Annotated in this window: 14 protein-coding genes; 8 read left to right on the forward strand and 6 right to left on the reverse strand. The window is 69.5% G+C overall.

Annotated elements, in window-relative coordinates:
* Positions 1 to 134: 134 nt before the first annotated feature.
* A complete protein-coding gene (locus AC3WOH_RS17615; protein ID WP_492230572.1) occupies positions 135 to 959 on the reverse strand; it encodes a crotonase/enoyl-CoA hydratase family protein in 825 nt (274 codons plus the stop codon).
* An 83-nt stretch (positions 960 to 1,042) separates the two neighbouring features.
* On the reverse strand, positions 1,043 to 1,891 hold the full coding sequence (locus tag AC3WOH_RS17620) for a 3-hydroxybutyryl-CoA dehydrogenase (protein WP_492230573.1): 849 nt from the start codon (positions 1,889 to 1,891) through the stop codon (positions 1,043 to 1,045).
* A gap of 129 nt (positions 1,892 to 2,020) precedes the next feature.
* Here AC3WOH_RS17620 and AC3WOH_RS17625 point away from each other — a divergent pair, with 129 nt between their 5' ends.
* Together AC3WOH_RS17625 and AC3WOH_RS17630 are read left to right on the forward strand one after the other, a co-directional pair.
* On the forward strand, positions 2,021 to 3,610 hold the full coding sequence (locus tag AC3WOH_RS17625) for a GMC family oxidoreductase (RefSeq protein WP_492230592.1): 1,590 nt from the start codon (positions 2,021 to 2,023) through the stop codon (positions 3,608 to 3,610).
* A 179-nt stretch (positions 3,611 to 3,789) separates the two neighbouring features.
* Positions 3,790 to 4,545 carry a hemerythrin domain-containing protein gene (locus AC3WOH_RS17630; RefSeq protein ID WP_492230574.1) on the forward strand — a complete coding sequence of 252 codons (756 nt, stop codon included), beginning with the start codon at positions 3,790 to 3,792 and terminating at the stop codon, positions 4,543 to 4,545.
* A gap of 54 nt (positions 4,546 to 4,599) precedes the next feature.
* Here the strand turns inward: AC3WOH_RS17630 and AC3WOH_RS17635 are convergent, their stop codons facing one another.
* Both AC3WOH_RS17635 and AC3WOH_RS17640 read right to left on the reverse strand, forming a co-directional pair.
* On the reverse strand, positions 4,600 to 5,355 hold the full coding sequence (locus AC3WOH_RS17635; RefSeq protein WP_492230575.1) for a diguanylate cyclase domain-containing protein: 756 nt from the start codon (positions 5,353 to 5,355) through the stop codon (positions 4,600 to 4,602).
* A gap of 219 nt (positions 5,356 to 5,574) precedes the next feature.
* A complete protein-coding gene (locus tag AC3WOH_RS17640; protein ID WP_492230576.1) occupies positions 5,575 to 6,021 on the reverse strand; it encodes an ATP-binding protein in 447 nt (148 codons plus the stop codon).
* Between the two features lie 95 nt (positions 6,022 to 6,116).
* On the opposite strand from AC3WOH_RS17640, the gene AC3WOH_RS17645 reads away from it, so the two are divergent.
* Genes AC3WOH_RS17645 through AC3WOH_RS17655 form a run of 3 tightly spaced genes read left to right on the forward strand, consistent with a single transcriptional unit; the run spans position 6,117 to position 10,916 of the window.
* Positions 6,117 to 6,902 carry a hypothetical protein gene (locus AC3WOH_RS17645; protein ID WP_492230577.1) on the forward strand — a complete coding sequence of 262 codons (786 nt, stop codon included), beginning with the start codon at positions 6,117 to 6,119 and terminating at the stop codon, positions 6,900 to 6,902.
* Complete coding sequence (locus tag AC3WOH_RS17650) at positions 6,899 to 8,842, forward strand: hypothetical protein (protein WP_492230578.1); 1,944 nt, start codon at positions 6,899 to 6,901, stop codon at positions 8,840 to 8,842. Before AC3WOH_RS17645 ends, AC3WOH_RS17650 begins: the two co-directional genes overlap by 4 nt.
* Positions 8,832 to 10,916 carry a PP2C family protein-serine/threonine phosphatase gene (locus AC3WOH_RS17655; RefSeq protein ID WP_492230579.1) on the forward strand — a complete coding sequence of 695 codons (2,085 nt, stop codon included), beginning with the start codon at positions 8,832 to 8,834 and terminating at the stop codon, positions 10,914 to 10,916. Before AC3WOH_RS17650 ends, AC3WOH_RS17655 begins: the two co-directional genes overlap by 11 nt.
* Here the strand turns inward: AC3WOH_RS17655 and AC3WOH_RS17660 are convergent.
* Entirely contained in the window at positions 10,895 to 11,644 is a 750-nt protein-coding gene (locus AC3WOH_RS17660; protein ID WP_492230580.1) for a GNAT family N-acetyltransferase, read from the reverse strand. The genes AC3WOH_RS17655 and AC3WOH_RS17660 overlap by 22 nt on opposite strands.
* 125 nt (positions 11,645 to 11,769) lie before the next feature.
* Between AC3WOH_RS17660 and AC3WOH_RS17665 the strand changes: the two genes are divergently transcribed.
* From AC3WOH_RS17665 to AC3WOH_RS17675, 3 genes are all read left to right on the forward strand, one after another.
* The gene (locus AC3WOH_RS17665; protein ID WP_492230581.1) at positions 11,770 to 14,394 is read left to right on the forward strand and encodes an MFS transporter; all 2,625 of its coding nucleotides are present in this window, start codon (positions 11,770 to 11,772) and stop codon (positions 14,392 to 14,394) included.
* Between the two features lie 20 nt (positions 14,395 to 14,414).
* Positions 14,415 to 15,485, forward strand: a complete 1,071-nt coding sequence (locus AC3WOH_RS17670) for an ABC transporter substrate-binding protein (RefSeq protein ID WP_492230582.1) — start codon at positions 14,415 to 14,417, stop codon at positions 15,483 to 15,485.
* Positions 15,486 to 15,561: 76 nt separating this feature from the next.
* The gene (locus AC3WOH_RS17675) at positions 15,562 to 15,894 is read left to right on the forward strand and encodes an STAS domain-containing protein (RefSeq protein ID WP_492230583.1); all 333 of its coding nucleotides are present in this window, start codon (positions 15,562 to 15,564) and stop codon (positions 15,892 to 15,894) included.
* 137 nt (positions 15,895 to 16,031) lie between these two features.
* On the opposite strand, the gene AC3WOH_RS17680 is transcribed toward AC3WOH_RS17675, so the two are convergent.
* A partial coding sequence (locus tag AC3WOH_RS17680) for a transposase (protein ID WP_492230584.1) occupies positions 16,032 to 16,361 on the reverse strand: 330 nt, incomplete at its 5' end.

Raw genomic sequence — 16,361 nt, forward strand, 5'->3', positions numbered from 1 at the left:
TTGTTGCGAAGTCGGATTCTGGACCGGTGCGCTGTGCAGCGGGGGCAAAGGTGCTATTCACGCACGGCGCGCGTGCATGTGCAAGCGCCCGTTGGCAACAGGGCGTGACGTGGCAGCGGGCTGGGCGGGGACTGTCAGCGGCCCGTGAAGCGGGCAGGGCGCCTTTCCACGAAGGCGCGCACGCCCTCGGCCGCGTCCTCGCTGTTGGCCAGCTGTTTCTGCACGGGGATGAACTCGGCTACCGCAGCGGCCTGGCCCTGCTCGATGGCCTTGAGCACGTTGAGCCGGGTGGCGACCACGGCCAGCGGGGCCTGGGCCTCGATGCGTTGGGCGATCGCCAGTGCTTCATCGAGCACCTGGGCGGCGGGCACCACCTTCTGCACAAAGTTCAGGCGCAGCGCCTCGGCGCTGCCGAACTCGTCGGCGGTCAAGAGGTGCAGCAAGGCATTGCCGGTGCCCGCGCGCTCGGCCATGCGCAGTGTGGCACCGCCCGTGGCCATGATGCCGCGCTGCACCTCCATCTGCGAGAAGCGGCAGTCATCGGCGGCGACCACGATGTCGGCGCCCAGCATGAGTTCGATGCCCACCGTGAAGCAGATGCCCTTGACCGCCACCACCATGGGCTTGCTGCGCCGCCGGTAGCCGGGCAGCCCGTAGTCGTGAGGCTCCACCAGGCCCTCGGGGATGGCCTTCTCGCCGCGCTGCATGTAGGCGCTGACGGCCGGCAGGTCCAGGCCCGCCGTGAAATGGTCGCCAAAGGCATGCAGCACGCCGACGCGCAGGGTGGGGTCGTCATCCAGCCGGGTATAGGCCTCGGCCAGCTGGCGGAACATGGGGGGCGTCCAGCCATTGCGCTTGGCCGGGCGGTTGATGCCGATCAGCAGCACATGGCCGAGCACCTGGGTATCGATGCAGCCTTCGGCTGGGGGCGTGGTGGGGGTGATGGGGGTTGTTGTCATGGGCGTGGATGTCTCCTTGCCCATGATTGAAAACCCAAGGGAAACAGCGCGCCGTCCCCGGGGAGACAGCGCGCAAAGCCACGTCAGTAGGTATAGACGCCATGGCCCGTTTTGCGGCCCAGGCGGCCGGCGGCCACCATTTCCTTGAGCAGGGGGCAGGGGCGGTACTTGCTGTCGCCAAACTCGGTGAGGTAGACGTCCATCACGGCCAGGCACACGTCCAGGCCGATCATGTCGGCCAGCGCCAGCGGGCCGATGGGCTGGTTGCAGCCGAGCTTCATGCCGGCGTCGATGTCCTCGGGCGTGGCCAGGCCTTCGGCCAGCACGAAGAAGGCCTCGTTGATCATGGGCACCAGGATGCGGTTGACCACGAAGCCAGGCGCGTTCTTCACGGTGATGGGGCTCTTGCCCAGGGCCTCGGCCAGCGCCTTCACGGCGTCGTGCGTGGCATCGCTGGTCTGCAGGCCGCGGATGATCTCCACCAGCGCCATCATGGGCACGGGGTTGAAGAAGTGCATGCCGATGAAACGGTCGGCGCGCGAGGTGGCAGCGGCCAGCTTGGTGATGGAGATCGAGGAGGTGTTCGAGGCGATCAGCACCTCGGGGGCGACCAGGGCGTCCACCTGCTTGAGGATCTTGAGCTTGAGCTCGTAGTTCTCGGTCGCGGCCTCGATCACCAGCTGCGCAGCCTTGAGGTCGTCGTAGCTGGTGGAGACCTTGATGCGCGCCAGCGCGGAATCCTTGTCGGCGGCGGTGATCTTGTCCTTCTTGATCAGGCGGTCCAGGCTGCCGGACACGGTGGCCAGGCCTTTTTGCACCGCAGCATCGGAGATGTCCACCATCACCACGTCGATGCCCGACACCGCGCAGGCCTGCGCAATGCCGTTGCCCATGGTGCCTGCGCCGATGATGCCAACGGTTTGAATCGTCATATAGAGAGCTCTCTTCAAAGTGAAACGGATGGGCGCCATGGTAAGCCGAATCGCACGCCCGTTCGGTTATGGTCCATCGGGTCCGTGCCCGGCGAAGGCTCCGCGCACGGCCTGGAGACAAAAAACATGTTGTTCGACTACATCGTGATCGGGGGCGGCTCGGCCGGCTCCGTGCTGGCCGGCCGGCTCACCGAAGACCCCTCCGTGCGTGTCTGCCTGCTCGAAGCCGGGCCCGCCGACAAGAGCGTGCTCATCCATTGCCCGGCGGGTCTGGCCGTGATGGCCAAGTTCGAACTCAATGGCTGGGGCCAGAACACCGTGCCGCAGACCGCCCTCAACGGTCGCCAGGGCTACCAGCCGCGCGGCAAGGTGCTGGGAGGCTCCAGCTCGATCAACGCCATGGTCTACATCCGCGGCCAGCATGCCGACTACGACCACTGGGCCGAAGAGGGCAACCCCGGCTGGGGCTGGGAAGACGTCAAGCCCTACTTCCTCAGGGCCGAGCACAACGAGCGCGGTGCCGATGCCTGGCACGGGGAGGGCGGGCCCTTCAACGTGGCCGACCTGCGCTCGCCCAACCGCTTCAGCCAGCTGTTCACCGAGGCCGGCGTGCAGGCCGGCCACCCGCACAACACCGACTTCAACGGCGCCACGCAAGAGGGCGTGGGCATGTACCAGGTGACCCACCGAAATGGCGAGCGCCACAGTGCGGCCAAGGGCTACCTCACGCCGCACCTGGCGCGCAGCAACCTCCAGGTGATCACCGGCGCGCACGCCACGCGCATCCTGTTCGAGGGTTCGCGCGCCGTGGGTGTGGAATACCGCCAGGGCGGTGCACTGCACGAGGTGCGCGCCAGCCGCGAGGTGCTGCTCAGTGCGGGCGCGCTGCTCTCGCCGCAGTTGCTCATGCTCTCGGGTGTGGGGCCGGGCGCGCACCTGCAGCGCCATGGCATCCCGGTGCTGCACGATCTGCCCGGTGTGGGCCAGCACCTGCATGACCACCCGGACGTGGTGCAGGTATTCAATGCGCCAGCGCTCAAGGACCTGTTCGGCATCTCGCCTGCCGGCATGCTGGCCCAGTTGCGCGGTGTGCTGGAGTGGCGCCGCAGCCGCACCGGCATGCTCACCACCAACTTCGCCGAGGCGGGCGGCTTCATCAAGAGCGACCCGGCCGAGGCCGCGCCCGACCTGCAACTGCACTTCGTGATCGGCAAGCTGGTGGACCATGGCCGCAAGACCGTGCTGGGCCATGGCTACTCGGCCCATGTGTGCCTGCTGCAGCCGCGCAGCCGGGGCACGGTGGGCCTGGCCACCAAGGACCCGATGGCCCTGCCGCTGGTGGACCCGCGATTCCTCACCGACGCCGACGACATGCAGCGCATGGTGCGCGGCTTTCAGCGCCTGCGCGAGATCCTGGCCCAGCCTGCGCTGGCCCGTTTCGGAGCGCGTGAGCTGCCGGCATCGGCCGGTGCACAGACCCCCGCGCAGATCGAGCAGTTCATCCGCCAGTATGCCGACACCATCTACCACCCTGTGGGCACCTGCCGCATGGGGCCAGGCCCGCTCGACGTGGTGGATGCGCAGCTGCGCGTGCATGGCCTCGCCGGCTTGCGCGTGGTGGATGCCTCCATCATGCCGCGCATCGTGAGCGGCAACACCAATGCGCCCACGGTGATGATCGCCGAGAAGGCCGTCGACATGTTGCGCGCCGCAGCGTGAGGAATATCACGCCGCGGGTGGCGTCGGGGCGCTGAAAGCGGAAGTTGTTCACAGGCGAAAACGCCGCGCTTTCCTAGACTTCTTTCATCGGCTGCGGGTGCATGGTGCACCCGGCCGAACACTGCCAAAGAGACAGTGTGCAACGGCCCGCAAGGGCAGCATGAAAGAAGAAGACTGCGATGAACATCGACCCCCGCGAAATCTCGGCCCTGATCTCGGCACATTCCGACGCCTCGAATTCCACCGGCGCACCGCGCGTCGACATGTATGCCGGCATCCACAAGGCGTTGCGCGCCCTGATGTCCGACACCCTGCTGGCCCTGGGCCGCATGGACGTCAGCGACGACCTGGAGTTCGCGACCCACTGTGAGCGCGTGATGGAGCTGCTGGACCTGTGCCGCTCGCACCTGCAGCACGAGAACACCTTTGTGCACGCTGCCATCGAGGCGCGCGCGCCGGGTGCGGCCCGCGTGCTCGAAGGCGAGCATGGCGAGCACGAAAAAGCCATCACGGCGCTGGCCGCCGGCGTCACGCAGCTGCTGGGCTGCCCCCCTGTGGCGCGCTCGGCGGCGGCGCATGTGCTGTACCGGCAACTGGCGCTTTTCATCGCCCACAACTACGAGCACATGCATGCCGAGGAAACCGGGCACAACAGCGTGCTGTGGGCGCACTACAGCGACGAGGAACTGATCGAGATCCACAACGCGCTGGTGGCCTCCATCCCGCAGGCGGAAATGATGGCCATCCTGCGCTGGCTGGTGCCCTTCATGTCGCCGCCCGAGCGCACGGCCATGCTGGCCGACATGCGCGCCCATGCCCCGGCGCCGGTGTTCCAGGCCGTGCTCGACAGCGTCAAGCCCCACCTCACGCCCTACGAATGGATCAAGCTCATGCGCAGCCTGGACCTGTCGGCAGAAACCGCGCCACCGTACTGATGCGGGACAGCACCCGCGGCGCAGCCGGCCCGTAGCGCAGCGCGTACGCCGGGCTCAGGCCGCGGCGGCCTCGGCCGGCGCGTAGCACCAGCGGTTGCGGCCGTTGCGCTTGGCCTCGTACAGGCCGGCGTCGGCATGGGCGATCAGCTCGTCCACACCGCGCCCATGCTCGGGGAAGTGCGACAGGCCGATGCTGGTGCCGATGTCGGCGCCCCCGGCTGCGAGCTGGAAGCGGTCGGTCAGCACCGCCACCATGCGGTTGGCCACGCCCTGTGCATCGTCGGCGCTGGCACCGGGCAGCACGCACAGGAATTCGTCACCGCCCAGCCGGGCCAGGGTATCGCCCTCGCGCAGGCAGCCGCGCAGGCGTTGCGTCACCAGGCACAGCAGTTCGTCGCCCGCCGCATGGCCCATGGTGTCGTTGACATGCTTGAACTTGTCCAGGTCGAGGAACAACACCGTGAGCAGGCCATGGCGCGTATTGGCGTCGGTCAGGGCCTGGCGCAGCCGGTCGCGCGCGATCATGCGGTTGGGCAGGCCGGTCAGCGGGTCCAGGTTGGCGGCTTCCAGCTCGCGGCGGGTCTGGTCCAGATCGGAAATGCGGCATTCGAGTTCGAACTCGCGCGCTTCGAGCTTGACCACCATATGGGCAAAGGCCTCGGCCAGGCGGGCCTGCACGCTTTCCTCGGGGCGCTCGCCCGTCATGTCCATGAGCGGGCCGATGGCGCGCAGGTCACCCTGCTGCGCGATGCGCTGCATGATGTCGCACAGGCGTTGCAGGAAGGGGTCCTCGGTCTCGACAGGGGTCACGGATGGTTCTCCTCATTGCGGCTGGCGGCATGCCGGTCGCCGCCCAGGCGCGCAAAGCGCCGAAATCACCGCTGCAACGGCAGCTTCGGGCACCAGAAAAAGCGCAAAGCGAGGCGCACAAACGACAGCCGCGCAACGGGCGCAATGATACGCTTGTACACTTGTTAACAATCCGGGGCTTGTCAACACGGGTGTTTCGGGCGAGCCGAAGGGCTGGCCCTAGAGCGATTGTGCCGCCTTGGCGGCTGGCAGGCAGCGCGACACCGTGACCTCGTTGACATCACCGTCGCGCCGATACTCAAACCGATCTGCCAATTTCTGCACAAAATGCACGCCCAGGCCACCCACGTCCCGATCATCCAGCGATGCCTCCACGTCGGGCGCCGCGAGGGTGGTGGGGTCGAACGCCTTCCCATGGTCGCGCAGCACGGCCTGCAGCCGGCCCGGCGCTTCAAAGCGCAGGCGTACTTCCACCAGGCCGCCCTGTCCCGCGTAGCCATGCATGGCCACATTGGTCAGCAATTCGTCGAGCATCAGCCCGAAGGAGGAGGCCAGGGGCATCGGGACGCCGTTGTCGTCGGCCCAGGCCTCCAGCCGCTCGAAGAACGCGGGAAGTTCGGCCACGGTGCCGTGCAGGGTCTGCTGCCATTCGAGCGGTGGATTCATGGGTGTCTGCGCGCTGAAACCTGGGGCTGTACCGGCGGGCGCTGTCTTCGCCCCGGTCCGGTCGGTCGCCAGAGCATTGTGGCATGAGCCGGACCATGCAGACGCTTTCATCCTCCCAGGCTTCGGACACCGCCGTCGCGGCCAAGCCGACCTTCGCTGCACTGTGGGAGCTCGGCGGGCTGTGGCTGCTCATCGTGCTGGCAGGCATCGCATTGATCGCCAGCCTGCTGCTGGACGTGCGCGCGCAGGAGGAAGCCCAGATCCAGCGCTCACGCCTGTCGCTGACGCTGGTGGAGCTGCAGGAGTCCATCGAGGGCGACCTGGCGCTGGGCTTTGACCTGCCCGACCACCGCGGTATCCAGCCCCGGCTGGAGCGCGCCCTGGCGAGCGACAGCCAGCTGTACGCCATCGATGTGGTGGACCGCGCCGGCACGGCCCTCTTCAGCACCGACCGAGGTGCCGTCGGCGAGGCGCTGCAGCCGCGTGCGGCGCGCGCGGCCGAGGCCGGCGCGCGCCAGGACCGGGTCTGGCATGCGGCGCTGCCGGGCGAGGCCATCATGGGCCTGCCCCTGCACAATGCCTTTGGCGAGGTCGTGGGCCACATTGGCGCCACCTACGCAACCCAGGCCGTGCGCTTTCGGCTCGCCGTGTGGCAAGCCGATGGGCATACGCTCACGCTGGGCGCCATGGCCGTGCTGGTGCTCGCCACGGCCGGCCTGCTGGGCTGGCTGGCCACGCTCTGGGCCCTGCAGCCGCAGTCGGCCCGCCTGCGTGCCGAATGCCGGGGTGCCCAGGCCCGGACACTGGCACGCAGTGCCCAGGTGCGCCAGCGCATGGACGATTGCCTGGTGCGCCTGGACGAAAGCGAGCGCTCCGAATGACGCGCACGCGCCGCCCCTGGGCCCCCGCCACCCGCCTGGGCATCGCCGCCCTGGTGCTGCTGCTCTTGGCAGCCTGTGCCCTGTCCATCCACACCTATGACCAGTCGCGCGAGATGCGGGCTGCCAGTGACCGCACGCGGTCGCAGCTGATGGCGCAGTCGCTGAGCCTGCGCATCAGCCATGCGGTCGAATCCGGCATTCCGCTGCCCAGCCTGGTCGGCGTCGAGGCGCTGTTCCAGCAGCGCATGGCGTCGCAGCCCGACATCCACGCCGTGGCGCTGGTGCTGCCGGGCGGCAAGCTGCTCTGGCAGACCACGCGCGATGCCAGCGCGGCGGGTGCCACGGCCGAGGCGCCGGTGCAGGTCCGTGGGGCCTCGGTTGCCACCCTGCGCCTGACCCTGCGCGACAGCGGTGCCGCCACATTTGCCCGTGCCACCGCCGCGCTGCTGCTGCCGGCCATCGCGCTGCTGGCGCTGCTGGCCTATCTGGCCGCGCGCTTTTCGCAGGCCCAGGGCATCGAGTTGCGCAACCATGCGGCCTGGCGTGCGCGCCGCGCCATCGCCCAGGGCCGCTACGACAACACCGTGGTGCTGCCGCAGCGGCGCGGGTTCGACCTGCGCGTGCAGCAGCTCGGCCATGCCGTGCGCAGCGTGCACGAAGGGCTGGTGCGCGTGCGCCGCCTGATCGCCTCGCTGCGCCAGACAGAGCCCCAGCACACGCGCCGCGAACGCCTGGACCAGTTGCTGGCCAAGGCCGAGGCCGACGACCGCTTTGCCGAACATGGCATCGCCCAGGTGCGGGTGGTTGCCGTGGAGGCGCAGGCATTCTGGATCGCGCTGCTCGTGGCCTTGAGCGCGCTGGCGCTGCAGACCCTGTGGTTGCGCAGCCTGCACCTGCAAGGTGAAACCCCCTGGCAATGGCAGGGCGTGGCGCCGGCCACGGCGGCGAGCCTGGTCGCCTTCTTCGGGGCGGGCATGGTGGCCTGGTCGGTGACACGCTGGCGCCGCTGGCCCGCACCCACCGTGGTGCTGCCCGCCTGCGCTGCCCTGCTGGCCACGGCCGTGGCCAGCGCGGCAGGCCTGCCCGCCAGCCTGCCTTGGGTTTTTTCCATGGCAGCGGGCGCCTGGCATGGCCTGGTCGTAGGGGCCGTGCTGGCCGCCTGCCAGGCCGTTGAACAGGTGCCTCGCACCCGGCCCGACTACGCATACGCGCGGCCGCGCTGGCGCGCCGCCACGTGGAGCGCCTGGACCGTCACTGCCGTCTGGCTGGGCCCGGCGCTGGGCAGCCTGGCGCTGGACGCTCTGGGCACGCTGCAAGGGGCGTATTCGCTGCTGCTTCCGGCCTTGTGCGCGGGATTTTTCGTGGTGCGCTGGAACGAGCCGCGCAGTCCCTGGCGCAGCCGCACGGGCGTGCACGGCAGTGGCCTGGCGGAGGCGCCCCAGCCCGTGACCGGGCGCGCCAGGGCGCTGGGCCAGTCGGGCGCCGCCGGCCTGCTGCTGGGCTGGGCGCTGGCTGCCCATGCGCTGGGGCAGCCCACCCTGTGGGCCCCTCTGCTGGGGCTGGGGGTAGGGGCAGGGCTGTTCCTGCGCAGGCGCTTGCCGTCTTCGGCTGTCCTCGCGGCGGTTGCCGCCGTGGCCACCCTCCTGGCCCTGGCGTCGGGCGGGCTCTCGTTCGGCCCCTCCCTCCAGGACGCGGTGCTGGCACTGGCCGCCCTGCTGGCCGGTGGCGCGCTGGGGCGCCTGGCGCGTGCGACCGAGGTCGAGCAGCAGTTGCCGGGTCTGTCCACGGCCCAATGGGCTGTGATGGGCATAGGGGCCGTGGGCGCCAGCAGTGCCCTGGGGGCCCACCTGCACGGCGGCTGGCCACTGCTCGCGGCGGTGGCGCTGTTGCTGGTCTGCGGCCGCGCCGCGCCGCGCGCCGGGGGGCACCATGCACCTTAGGTACCGGCTGATTGCCATTTTGTTGGCCGCCATGGCCCTGCTGGTCGCAGCCTTCGCTGCGATGGGCTGGCTCAGCGACCAGCGCTGGTCGCAGCGCTACGACGAAGTGCTGCTGCAGAACCAGCGCATCGCCTGGGACAAGCTGCAGAACGAGAACCTGGATCGCCAGGACGTCCTGGCCCAGCAATTGCTGCAGGACGCCGCGATCCGCGATCTGGCGGCGCAGGGGGGGGCGGCCCGTCTGGACGCCCTGCTGGCGGCCGCGACCCGGCGCGCCCCGGGGGTGCGCATCGATGTCTTCGACCGCCAGGGCACCCTGGTGGCCACCACCGAGCCCGGCATCGATCCACAGCCCATGGCCGAAGTGCGCTGGGTGGCTGCGGCCAGTGGCCAGGCCGGTGCCGTGCGTGGCCTCACCCAGGTGGCCGTACGCCAGTACCAGTGGGTGGTGGTGCGCGGCTTCGACGGCGGTGCGCTGGCCGTGGGCCAGGACGTCGCACCCAAGCTGTCCGAGCTGGCCGGCTACCTCGGGGGCGACATCTTCCTGGCCAATATGCGTGGCGCCGAAGCCGTGGGCACCCGCGCGGGCGTGCTGGCCGCCACCGAGACGCCCATTCCCGTGCGCTCCAACCAGGCCGTCACCGTGCAGGTGGATGACCACGACAACCAGCCCCGTGCCCTGCGCATCGTCAGCCAGCCGGTGCACAACCCCGACGCACGCATCGTCGGCTCCCTGGTCTGGATGCAGGACGTGAGTGCCACGCACTATGCGGACCTGCTGTTCTCGCGCGCCACGCTGGCCGCGGCGCTGGTGTTCGCCGCCGTGCTGGCGGCAGGCCTGGTGGCCTACCTGCGCCATGCCATGGAGCCGTTGGCGCGCTCGGTCGGCGTGCTCAACGCGCTGGCACGCGGCGCCACCGACGCGTCCCTGGACCAGGGCGAGGAAGACGCCGAGGACGAGTCCGGAGAGATCGCGCGCGGCGTGGTGGCCATCCGTTCGGAGCTGCTGAACCTCGAGACCCTGCGCCAGGAGCGCATCCGCATCCGGCAGCAGCAGGAACGCCTGATCCGCGGCCAGCTGCGCACCCTGGCCGACAGCCTGGACCCGGCCTCGCGCGAGGAGATCCTCACGGCGCTCGGTTCGAGCGCCGAGGCGCAGGCCGGCCCCGGCGCGACCGAGGCGAATGCCGCGCCGACCAACCAGCTGGCCGAACTGGCCGGTATCCTGGGCCGCATGTCCGGCCTGGTGACCAACCAGCAAAACCGCCTGCTCAAGCTGCTGCGCGAGCTGCAGGCCGCGGTGCAGACCCAGGCCACCCTGGCCAGCCTGCAGCAGGAACTGGAGATCGCCCGCCAGATGCAGCTGTCCATCCTGCCGCGCTCGGCGCCGGACGTGGACGAGGTCGACATCGCGGCCACCATGATCCCGGCCAAGGAGGTGGGGGGCGACTTCTACGACTACTTCCCGATCGACGCCGAGCACCTGGCCGTGGTGGTGGCCGACGTGTCGGGCAAGGGCGTGCCGGCGGCCTTCTTCATGGCGATCTCGCGCACCCTGCTCAAGAGCAATGCGCTGTTCCTGCGCGAACCGGGTGCCACGATACGGGCCCTCAACGACCAGCTGTGCGCCGAGAACGACCAGATGATGTTCGTCACCGTGTTCTACGGCGTGCTGCACCTGCCCACCGGGCGGCTGGTCTATGTGAATGCGGGCCACAACCCGCCGGTGCGCCTGACCGGGCCCGACGCCGCGCTGTTCCCGCGCGGCCGCAACATGGCGTTGGCCGTGATGGAAGAGCAGGAGTACATCGAGGGCGAGGTCACGCTGGCACCCGGAGAAACCGTGGTGTTCTATACCGACGGCGTGACCGAGGCCACCAATGCGGACAATGCCCTGTTTGGCGACGATGCGCTGCTGGCGGCCATGGCCGCCATTGGCAGCGACCCCCGGGGTGTGGTCACGGCGCGGATTCCCGACCAGATCGTGCGCGCCGTGCGCGGCTTCGAGAACGGCGCCGCCCAGGCCGACGACATCACCGTGGTGGCACTAACCTACCGGGGGCGGCGGTTGTGAACCAGATGGCGCGCGTAGCGCAAGGACACCGTGCCATCGGGTGCGCGCACCTCGCCCACACAGGCGTAGCCGGCCAGCGCCGCGGCGCGCAGCGCCTCGTAGTCCAGGCTGGGCAGCAGCAGCTCGCCCTCGTCCGCAAAGTCCATGTCCTGCTCCAGGTCGATCATGGCCACGTGGCGCTGCAGGCCGTCGATCATGCCGGTCCAGACCACGCGCAGGCCCTGGCGCAGCATGTTGTGGCGGCTGCGGTGGTTGAGCAGGGACACCATGGCCATGCACAAGGGGCGTCCACAGGCCAGTGCCAATTCCAGCCGCGCCGACAGCAGTGCGCGCTGCAACTGGCGGCCACGCCACTGCGGCAGCACCATGCAGCTCGACAGGTGCGCCACCAGGCCCTGCTGGGCCGGCGCGAGGCCGATCACCTGGCCCAGGTTATGTGCTTCCTGTTCGCCCGGCAGTTCCAGCATGGCGTAGGCAATCAGCGCATCGTCCACGAACACACCGATGACCCCGCCGCCCGGGTACATGTGGGCCAGGAAGAAATCCTCCTCATCGTCTTCGCGCACGTAGAAGTCAGAGTGGGGCAGCGTGGCCAGCACCGTGTTGCGCAAGTCCACCCAGGCATCGAAGTCGTGCGCATCCAGCAGGCGCGTGCGCGCCTGGGGAAGGTTGCCCAGGCCGGCTTCGGGCAGCAAGGCGGGCTGGATCAAGGCAAAAGAACTGAGCACGGTGGACGGGGAGGCACACAATGTGCGCAACGGATCGAAAGGGTTGAAAGTAGTCGTAAGGATTCCGAGACTATAGAACAGCCGCAAGACATCCGATAGAAACGGATTACCGAGGACGTACTTTCATGACCGACACGACCCCCACCACGCCCGACAGCGAGATCGATGTGGCCGCCATGCAGCGGCGCCTTCGGCGCGAATCGCTGATGTTCGCGTCGATCTTCGCCCTGGTGCTGTTCGGCCTGTCCCTGGTGCTGATCGCCTGGCGGACCGAGCAGTTGCTGACCCAACTGGCGCAGGACCGCACCGTGCGGCTGCTGCGCCAGGTGGCCGACGAGGCCGAGTCCGGGCTGCGTTTCGGCGTCTCGGTGGCCGACCAGACTGTCCTGTCCGAGCGGGTGGCACGCCTGGGCGCGGCGGGCAGCCCGCTGCGTGGGGTGTTCATCGACACCGACCGTGGCGAGGCCGTGCTGAACGCGGGCGATGCGGCCCTGCATTCCACCATCGCTCCACGCTGGCGACAGGCGCTGCTCGACGCCGGGCCGGGCCATGCGCCGGCGGTGCGCAACACCGGCCGCCATGCCTGGATCGGCGCGGCCATCTTCGACTCCACCGGCGCGCCGGCGGCCACTCTGTGGGGGGCGCTGGATCCGGCCGAGGTGCGCGCCCAGGCGCGGGACGCCGCGCTCGACATGGTGCTGCGTGCGCTGCCGCTGATGCTGCTCGCCCTGGTGACCACCTGGTGGCTGCTGCTGCGCTGGAGCACCCGCATCATCACCTCGATGCGTGGCGTTGGCCGTGACAACGATGCCCAGGCGCCCCCGGGTTCGGCCCGGCAGCTCTGGCTGGCCGTGGTCTTCAGCGTGGTGGTGGCGCCTGCCGCCATGCTGTGGATCGCGCGCGAGGCCGCCCGTCCGGCCGTCACGGCGCAGATCCAGGCAAACGCCGATGCCGTGGGCCGTGCCCTGTCGGGCCAGGTCGCACGCGCACTGTCGCTGGGCGTGCCCTGGAATGCCATGAACGGCATGGACGAGTTGTTCCAGCAACAGCTCAAGGAAGCGCCCGAGCTGAGCTACCTGGCGCTGCAGCCGCCGGGAGAAGCGGCCCGCAATGCCACCTGGGGCAGCGATGTGCCTGCGCAGGCCCGCACGGGAGAGGCCTCGTCCGACCTGCTGCGCCGCACGCTCACGGCCGGTGACGGCGCTGTGGTCGTCGGCTACCCGGCCGACTTCGTGGACCGCCAGCTCGCCGGCATGCTGATCGACCTGGTGCTGGCCCTGGTGATTGCCGCCGTGCTGGTGCGCGAACTCTCGCGCGGGCTGTGGCGCCGCTCGCTGCTGTTCCCGCTGTCCGCCTACGTGCAGGCGCGCCTGTGGCAAGGGCTGCAGCGCCGCTGGCAAAAGCGCCATGCCATCGACCAGGAAAGTGCCCAGGCCCATGACCGCGACGCCGCCGAATGCCGGGCCCAGCTGATCCGCGCTGCGCGCAGCGATGGCCCCACGGCCGAAGCGCCCCAGGTCGGGGCGCAGCTCACCCTGCTGCGCCTGACGGTGTTCCTGGTGGCCCTGTCCGAAGAACTGTTGCGGCCCTTCTTCACCGTGTTCGCCAGCGAGGTGCGGCCCATCGATGCGTCCCTGTCGCCCGCCATGGTGGCCGGATTGCCCGTGGCCGCCTTCATGGCCACCCTGGCCCTGGCACAACCAGCCGGCCCGGCGCTGGCGCGACGTTTCGACCTGCGCTGGAGCCTGATGCTGTCGGCCCTGGCCGGCACGCTGGCGCTGACCGCCACCGCCTGGGCCACCGATGCCTGGACCCTGATCGGCCTGCGCGCCCTGGGCGGCGCGGCCTACGGCCTCGCGCTGATCCTGGTGCAGACCGCCATCGTGCGCATCACGCCGCCGCAGCAGCGCGCGCGCGGCCTGGCCGAAGTGGCCGCGGCCATCGTGGCGGCCGGCATCGTCGGCCCGCCCTTCGGCGGCATGATTGCCGCGCGTGCGGGCGACGGCATCGGCTTCCTGGCCTGCGCGCTGTGCATGGTCGGCGCCCTGCTGGCTGCGCTGCGCCTGTCGCTGCCCGTGCCCGAGGGCAGCCCTGCGGCCCAGCGCGGCCTGGCCACCACCGGCGGCTGGCGCGGCTACATGGCGGTGCTGCGCGAGCCGCGCGCCATCTGGGTGATCCTGGGCGCAGCGCTGCCGGGCCGCCTGGTGGCCGTGACCATTCTCTCGGTGGTCGTGCCCCTGTACATGAACGAGCTGCAGCAGCCGCCTGCGGTGGCGGGCCGGGTGCTGCTGCTGTACTTCCTGTGCTTTGCGCTCTCGGCCTCGATGGTGGCGCACTGGTCCGACCTGCTCGGTCAGCGCAAGCCCTTCATCGTGGCCGGCGGCGTGTTCAGCGTGCTGGCCTGCCTGTCGCTGCCGCTGCTCGGTGGCGTCTGGGGCATGGCCACCTGCTGTGCGCTGCTGGGCCTGGGCCAGGCGCTGCAGTCCTCGCCCCAGATCGCGCTGACGACCGAGGCCTTCGAAGGCGTGGACGCCAGCCGCGCCACTGCCACCCCCGAGCAGGCGCTGGCAGCCTTCCGGCTGATCGAGCGCGGGGGCAGCATCGTCGCACCCTTTGTCACGGCGGTGGCCGTGACCGCTTTCGGCTATGCCGGCGCAGCGGTGGCCGTGGGCCTGCTGCTGTCGGTGACGACATTGAGCCTGGCCGCCGGCCTGCGCAACCCCCGCATCCAGGCCGCCGCAGCCGCCTGATGACCCCAAGGAGAATTCCGATGACCAAGCTGCGCCGCCTCCTCCTCGCCGCCGGGGCCGTCTGCGCCCTGGTGGGTAGCTCGGCCGCCACGGCCCAGAGCGCCGCCAATGCCGCCGCGGCGGGCGTTGCCGCCGCCACCAAGCGCTTCACCGTCGCCATGGTGCTGCCCCGCGACGACCAGAACATCGAGGCAGGCTTCACCGGTTACCTGCAACGCCAGGATGTGCCCGTGCAGTATGTGAGCATCCGCTTCTCGGGCCGCAGCGAAGACATTCCCGAGCTGCGCGCCAAGGTGCGCGCGGCGCGCCCGGACCTGATCTACGCCTGGGGCACGCCCACCACCCTGGCCCTGGCCGGCCGGGACGACCAGGCCGGCAAGGACGACGCGATCCGCGACCTGCCCATCGTCTTCACCGAGGTCACCGACCCGGTAGGCGCGGGCCTGCTGCGCACGCTGGAGGGCCATGGCCGCAATGTCACGGGCGTAAGCCATGTGGCGCCTTTGCCGGTGCAGCTCAATGCCATCCGGGCCTACCGTCCCTTCGCGCGCCTGGGCTACCTGCACAACCCGGCCGAGCCCAACTCCGGCCTGATCCGCGACCGGCTCAAGGAACTCGCGCGCACGCAGAACTTCGAGGTGGTCGAGGCCAGCCTGCCGCTGCTGCCCCAGGGCGGCCCCGACCCGGCGCAGATCGCCCCGCAGATCCAGACCCTGGCCGAGCGCAAGGCCGACTTCCTCTATGTCGGCCCCATCACCTTCCTGGCCTTCACGCACCGCGACGCCGTCACCGCCGCCGCCCTGCAGAACAAGCTGCCGACCTTCTGCGCCACCGAGAGCATCGTGCGCCAGTCCGGCTGCCTGTTCGGCCTGTTCTCCAATGGGGCCAACATCGGCCGGTATGCCGGCTCCATGGCGCGCCAGATCCTGGTCGAGAAAAAGCCGCCCCAGGCCATCGCCGCCTCCACACTGCAGCGTTTCTCGCTGCTGATCAACATGCGCACGGTGCAGGCGCTCGACCTGTATCCGCCCATGCTGCTGCTGAATGTGGCTGAAGTGATCAACGTGCCCAAGCAGGCCGCGGCGAACTGAGGCGACTGCATCCAATGCACCCAACCGAAGTCCGAAGACTTCTTTTTCCTGCACCCCATTCCAGAGGATTGCGCCCATGAACCTCGAACAGGAGCGCCGCGACGACATCTTGATCCTGCGCCCGCGCGGCCGCCTCGACAGCAGCAGATCGCCCGAACTCGAACGGGTGGTCACCGAGCAGCTCGAAGCGGGAACGCAGCGCGTGGTGTTCGATCTCTCCGCGCTGGACTACATCAGCTCCGCCGGCCTGCGCGTGGTGCTGCTCGCGGGCAAGAAGCTGCGCGCCAGCAAGGGCAAGCTGGTGCTGGTCGGCCTGAGCGCCATGGTGCGCGAAGTGTTCGACATGAGCGGCTTTTTGACCTTGTTCGCCGTGACCAACACCTTGGACGAAGGCCTGGCGAAGGTCTGAGCAGGCCTTAGCAGGCTGTTGAAATTCACCGCTTGCCACCGAAAGCCCCCGCTTTAAGTTGCAGGCGCTCAGCAGACGGCTTGTTTGATTAGCCCTTGATGCCGCTTCGCGGTGGGCATCGGCCGCTCTTCACGACCCTATCTGCTCATCTGCGGCTCCATCGCGCTGAACATTCGCGCCATCCGCACGATGTTGCTGGCCGTCATGGTCAGCTTGAAGTGCTGGTCCACCCGCTCAATACCTCGATAGACCGTCTGGCGGATGCGTCCCACCGTCTTGCCCCAGCCAAAGTGCTCCTCGATGCGCTTGCGGATGGTCTGGCTGATCGCATATCCCCCGTGCCGTGTCGTTCTGCCGTCGATGGCACTGCCACCCCAGCGGGTGCTGTGGCTGGCCACATGGGGTGTCACATGCCGCTGGCGGCACGCCTGCACGAAGTCCCGGGTGTCATAGGCCTTGTCTGCCGC

The sequence above is a fragment of the Acidovorax sp. FW305-C-20-28 genome, assembly GCF_058783375.1.